This is a genomic window from Aquisphaera insulae, assembly GCF_011064615.1.
GTDB classification, from domain to species: domain Bacteria; phylum Planctomycetota; class Planctomycetia; order Isosphaerales; family Isosphaeraceae; genus Aquisphaera; species Aquisphaera insulae.
The window spans coordinates 1-364 of the sequence record NZ_JAALJH010000279.1; the positions used below are offsets into that span (position 1 = coordinate 1).

Annotated in this window: 1 protein-coding gene; it reads left to right on the forward strand. The window is 67.0% G+C overall.

Features of this window, described 5'->3' with window-relative positions:
• Positions 1–76 precede the first annotated feature (76 nt).
• A partial coding sequence (locus G6O54_RS37135) for an IS66 family transposase (protein ID WP_205679205.1) occupies positions 77–364 on the forward strand: 288 nt, incomplete at its 3' end.

The following is a 364-nucleotide window of genomic DNA, read 5'->3' on the forward strand; positions in this document are numbered from 1 at the left end:
TCCAGGAGGGATCCGCATTCGTATGAGATCCTGAACATTCTCTGTCACGATCGTCGGCCCCGCCCGTAATACGGGCATGAAGGACGTCCCCGACACGCTCCCCGACGACCTCCCCGCCTCGCACGCGATGATCCGCGAGCTCGTCGACACCGTGCGCGAGCAGGGGCGGTTCATCGACAACCTCCAGCATCAATTGGCCAAGCTCCTGCGGGCCCGGTTCGGCCGCAGCTCGGAGAAGATCGACCCCGATCAGCTCCTCCTCTTCGCCAACGAGATCCTGGCGGCGATGGGGCCCGACGCCGCGTCGAAGGTCGAGCCGAAGCCCGAGCCGCCCGCGGCGACGAAGCCGCCGAAGGAGGGCCAT